We start from the raw sequence: 4407 nt of genomic DNA, 5'->3' as shown, positions 1-4407 counted from the left end.
CTGTGGCGCGATGTGCTGCCCGCCCTGGCGTGCTACAGCGTGTTCCTGCTGACCGTGCTGCCGGTGGCGGCCATGCAGTCGTTCCGGCAGGTGGACCAGGATGAGCCGGCTTTCTCCAATGCCCAGCAGCTGAAGAACATGTTGGCCCAGGCGGGCGTCGCGCTGGGCGTCGCCCTGGCCACACTCGGACAGCAGTGGCGCACCGCGGTCCATTACGCCGTCCTCGACAACCGGGTCCGGCCCGGTGATCCGGCGTACGAGGCTGTGTTTGGTCCACTGCGCGATGGCCTGTCGCACCTGGTCGGCCCGGCCCAGGCGACACCGATGGCAGCGGCCCGCATTGCGCAGATGCTGGCGCAGCAGTCGGCCATGCTCGCGAATGTCGATCACTTTGTCGCCGTCGCCCTGCTTGGCGTGATCGGCGTCGGCGTGACCTTGCTGCAGCGGGTATTCCGGTGACTACGGCGCGCTCCAGGATCGAGAAGAGCGTGACTGCGACGCGCGTCCATCTGGCGTTATTGCAGCTTGAACGCCTGCACAAGGATCTGAACCGGTCGATCGACCGCGTGCTCGTGCCGGAGGAGTTGGCGCTGGCCGAGTGGCTGATCATCGCCGAACTGGCCAACGGCGATGCGCCGCTTACCCAGGTCGCCCGCCGGCTCGCGCGCGACCCTGGTTCCTTGTCGCGCGCCACGACACGGCTCATCAAGCGCGGACTGCTTCACAGCGCGAGGCATGAGCGCGACCGGCGTCGCGCGACCCTAGGTCTGACCGCCGGAGGCCGTGTCCTGCATGGCCGCGTTGCCGTCTCGCTGGACTTGGTGGTCCGACGCGCTCCATCGCCGCAAGGACTCCCGATCGATCGTCTGCTTTGGCTACTTGAAGCCACCCGCGGCAGTTCAGCTGCTCTACCCGTCCCGCTGACAGGCGAAGCCGCCGCGGATTCCCCCCAACGGCATGCCGACCATGCCCCTCCACTGGAGAACGACCCATGAGTGCACGACTGGACTTCTACAAAGCCGGCCCCGACGCGATCAAGGCGATGGTTGCGCTCGAGCAGCGCATCGCCAAAAGCGCGCTTGAAAAGCCCCTGGTCGAGCTGGTGCGCCTGCGTGCTTCGCAGATCAACGGCTGCGCGTTCTGCCTGGACATGCATTCGGCCGATGCGCGCAAGGCCGGGGAGGACGAACGGCGACTGGCCACGTTGAGCGCCTGGCGCGAGGCACCATTTTTCAGCGAACGCGAGCGCGCCGCGCTGGAGTGGACCGAAGCGGTGACCCTGGTCAGCCAGGAGCACGTGCCTGACAGCGTCTGGGCTTCCGTGCACGGCCATTTTTCGCCGGAGGAACTCACGGACCTGACGCTGCTGATCGTCGCCATCAACGGATGGAACCGGTTCGCGATCGCTTTCCGCAAGATGCCCGCCTGAGAAACCTGGCATCCCTGGCGCGAAGGAACAAGCCAGAGCAGGAATGCGCAATCCGGCGTAACCGGCGCGGGCTACCGTTCGAACACAAAGCGATGCGCAGGAGGTGTCCCATGCGATCAACATCTTTTGTTTGGCCGGTAGCGGCAACACAGTCGGCGGTGCCGGACCGGCCAGCATCATCGGCGGAGGGAAACATCATGGCCGCCGCGCTGGCGGTGCTGCGGATGGCAGCAGCACTGGAACCCGATCCGGTGGAGGCCATGGCCTGGTACCGCAGTGTGCCGATCGCGGTGCTGGACGGGCTCACCGCCGCGGAACTGGTGAGGCAGGGTAGGGCACACGCCGTGCTTACCTTCCTGCGCGCGGCGATCGAGATCGACCGCGCGCAGGAGCGGACGCTGCAATGAGCAATGTGGCGCATACGCTCAGGTCCGCGCGGAGCCTGTCGGCCGTCGCCGAGGAGTTGCGGGGGCTGGATCGCGCCCGCGAAGCAGCCATCCAGCGTGCCTTTCGCGTGCTGGAGGAGCAGCATGGCGCCGTCGCGCACCTGGTATTGCAGTTCATCGGCGACCGGGACCGCGCGGCGCGCTGGATGTGCATGCACCAGCGTGCCTTCGGCGGCCGGTCGGCCTATGACCTGCTCGCCGACGGTGACATCGACACGGTTTGCGACCGCTTGTACGGCCAAAGCTCGGCATCGCAGCCGACCATGCAGGTCGGTTGCGCCTACTGAATGCTCGAGTGCCGAGGGAAGTAGCCCACGATCAAGCGCAGGACTACCATGGCATGGCCCGTCCGGGCAGTCGGAGGTGGCAATGGTGCGTGGCGCCTATGGCGACCGGTTGGGACGGTCTTTTCACATGACCGATCCACCGACACTGGTTTCCCATACCGCTGGCGGTTCGCGGCTGGCGGTCACCGAGTTGTGCTGCGACGAGCCGGACTACGGCTTTACCGCCCCGATCGCCCGTGAAGACGCCTTCCTGGTTGGTTTGCAGTTGCGCGGGCTGCAGCGACACGAGCTGTGGGTGGACGGGCGCGCGGTCCGGGTGCACCCGATCATCGAGGGAAGCACCAATTTCTTCGATCTAAGGCGTGATCCGGTCGCCTATATTCCAGAGCCCTTCCATCCACTGTTTTTCTATATACCCCAGGCGGCGTTCAGCGAGCTGGCCGGCGAAGCGGGGGCATCGAACGCCACCCTAGTTTGCCGTCACGGCGAGGTAGTAGAGGACGAGGTACTGCACGCACTGGGCTGCTCCCTGTTGCCTGCACTGCATGCTCGGCAGCAAAGCAATGCCCTGTTCGTCGATCACGTGCTGCTGGCCCTGCGGGTGCACCTGGTGCGCAACTACGGCGGCGTGCGTCCCCGGGCGCCACCGGCCTCGCGCGGCCTCGCCCCCTGGCAGGAGCGTCGGGCCAAGGAGCTGATGCGCGCCCATCTTGCCGATGGCATTGCCCTGACCGACCTGGCGGCCGCCTGCGCCTTGTCGCCGAGTGCCTTCGTCCACGCGTTCAAGCGCAGCACGGGGTTTTCGCCGCACCAATGGCTGATCCAGCGCCGCGTCGAGCTTGCCACCGAGCGCATGGCAGACGCCGCGGCATGCCTGGCGGACATCGCCCTGGAGTGCGGCTTCGCCGACCAGAGCCATTTCACCCGCGCGTTCATGGCGAGGATGGGCGTATCGCCAGGTACCTGGCGGCGGAACATGCTGAACCTTTGAGCGGAGAGCACCGATGCGTCGAGGCGCCTACGGCGACCGTCTGGGCAGCACCTTCCGGCTGCAGCGGCCGCCGACACTGCTCTCGTCGGCTGGTCAGCCCTGGCGACTGGCGGTCACGGAGATGCAATACGGGGCGACCGGTTTCGGCTTCACCGATCCGGTCGTTCCCGAAGATTCCTACCTGCTCAGCCTGGAGCTACACGGCCTGCAGCACATGGAGCTCTGGTTGGACGGACGATCGGTCTCCAATCGGCCGGTAGTCCGCGGCGGAACGAACTTCTTCGACCTGGCACGCAACCCGATCGCCTTCATGGAGGACCCGTTCCACGCGCTAATGTTTTACATGCCGCGCGGTGCACTGGCCGAGTTACGAAGCGAGCTGGGTATCGCCCCCGGTGACCTGAGCTATCGCCCCGGCTTGCAGGCTCAGGATCCGGTCATCGAGCAATTGGGCCGGGCGCTGCTGGCCCCGCTGCACGCGCCAGCGCAGAATCAGGCGTTGTTCGTGGACCACGTGCTGCTGGCGCTGCGCAGCCATCTCGTGGTGCAGTACAGCGACAGCCGCCGCCTGCGCACCCCGCCGCACCGCTGCCTTTCTGCGCGACAGGAGCGTTGCGCTAAGGAGCTAATGCGGGCGCACGTACGGGAAGGTATCGCCCTGGCAGACTTGGCGCAGGCTTGCGGGCTGTCGGCCAGCGCATTCGTGCATGCCTTCAGGCAGAGCGTCGGTGTGTCACCGCACCAGTGGCTGATGCTGCAGCGTATCGAGGTGGCGATGCGTTTGATGCGTGAGTCAGACGGACCACTGTCCGAGATCGCGCGGCAGTCCGGCTTTGCCGACCAGAGCCATTTCACGCGAGTCTTCACGGGCAGAATGGGCACGACGCCCGGGCTATGGCGCAAAAGTCTTCCCCGCAAACGACCGCTTACGCCTTGAGGTCGAGGCCGCGAATCAGGCGCTTCGCCAGCCGTGGCTGTTTCAGTTGTTCTAGCCACCAGGCTAGGGCGCGGCCCTCGCTTTCCCCGCGCCATGCGACGTAGAGGGTATTGGGTTCGCGCGGATCGGCCACGGAGCGCTCTACCAAATCACCCTCCTTGAGGAAAGTCTGGATGCGCTGGCGCGGTAGCCAGCCCACGCCCAGACCCTCGCGTTGTGCGAGGATCTTTGCGTGCATGCTGGGTACCGCCAGTGTGGCCTGTCCGCCGAGCACCCCGTAACCGCGCGCGGCACTGCGCGACGAATCGGCCACGACG

General features: G+C 66.3%; 7 protein-coding genes and 1 pseudogene. 7 read left to right on the top strand and 1 reads right to left on the bottom strand.

Features of this window, described 5'->3' with window-relative positions:
* The 7 genes and pseudogenes from VFH59_RS01595 to VFH59_RS01565 form a co-directional block, all read left to right on the top strand.
* Nucleotides 1-459 (top strand): annotated as a pseudogene (locus tag VFH59_RS01595) (arabinose ABC transporter permease); the annotation flags it as partial.
* 29 nt (nucleotides 460-488) lie between these two features.
* Nucleotides 489-995, top strand: coding sequence for a MarR family winged helix-turn-helix transcriptional regulator (locus VFH59_RS01590; RefSeq protein WP_325163140.1), 507 nt, complete (start codon nucleotides 489-491; stop codon nucleotides 993-995).
* Complete coding sequence (locus VFH59_RS01585) at nucleotides 992-1429, top strand: carboxymuconolactone decarboxylase family protein (RefSeq protein WP_325163139.1); 438 nt, start codon at nucleotides 992-994, stop codon at nucleotides 1427-1429. Before VFH59_RS01590 ends, VFH59_RS01585 begins: the two co-directional genes overlap by 4 nt.
* Nucleotides 1430-1626: 197 nt before the next feature.
* On the top strand, nucleotides 1627-1836 hold the full coding sequence (locus VFH59_RS01580; protein WP_325163138.1) for a hypothetical protein: 210 nt from the start codon (nucleotides 1627-1629) through the stop codon (nucleotides 1834-1836).
* Nucleotides 1833-2162 (top strand): antitoxin Xre/MbcA/ParS toxin-binding domain-containing protein, encoded by a 330-nt coding sequence (locus VFH59_RS01575; RefSeq protein WP_325163137.1) that lies wholly within the window; start codon nucleotides 1833-1835, stop codon nucleotides 2160-2162. The genes VFH59_RS01580 and VFH59_RS01575 overlap by 4 nt, the downstream gene beginning before the upstream one ends.
* An 82-nt stretch (nucleotides 2163-2244) precedes the next feature.
* Nucleotides 2245-3153, top strand: coding sequence for an AraC family transcriptional regulator (locus VFH59_RS01570; RefSeq protein ID WP_325163136.1), 909 nt, complete (start codon nucleotides 2245-2247; stop codon nucleotides 3151-3153).
* A 13-nt stretch (nucleotides 3154-3166) separates the two neighbouring features.
* Nucleotides 3167-4090: an AraC family transcriptional regulator gene (locus VFH59_RS01565; protein ID WP_325163135.1), complete on the top strand. Its 924-nt coding sequence runs from the start codon at nucleotides 3167-3169 to the stop codon at nucleotides 4088-4090.
* Here the strand turns inward: VFH59_RS01565 and VFH59_RS01560 are convergent.
* A partial coding sequence (locus tag VFH59_RS01560; RefSeq protein WP_325163134.1) for a LysR substrate-binding domain-containing protein occupies nucleotides 4080-4407 on the bottom strand: 328 nt, incomplete at its 5' end. The genes VFH59_RS01565 and VFH59_RS01560 overlap by 11 nt on opposite strands.

It is taken from the genome of Frateuria sp. (assembly GCF_035695185.1).
Classification (GTDB): domain Bacteria; phylum Pseudomonadota; class Gammaproteobacteria; order Xanthomonadales; family Rhodanobacteraceae; genus Frateuria_A.
This window is presented reverse-complemented; position numbering and strand designations above follow the sequence as displayed.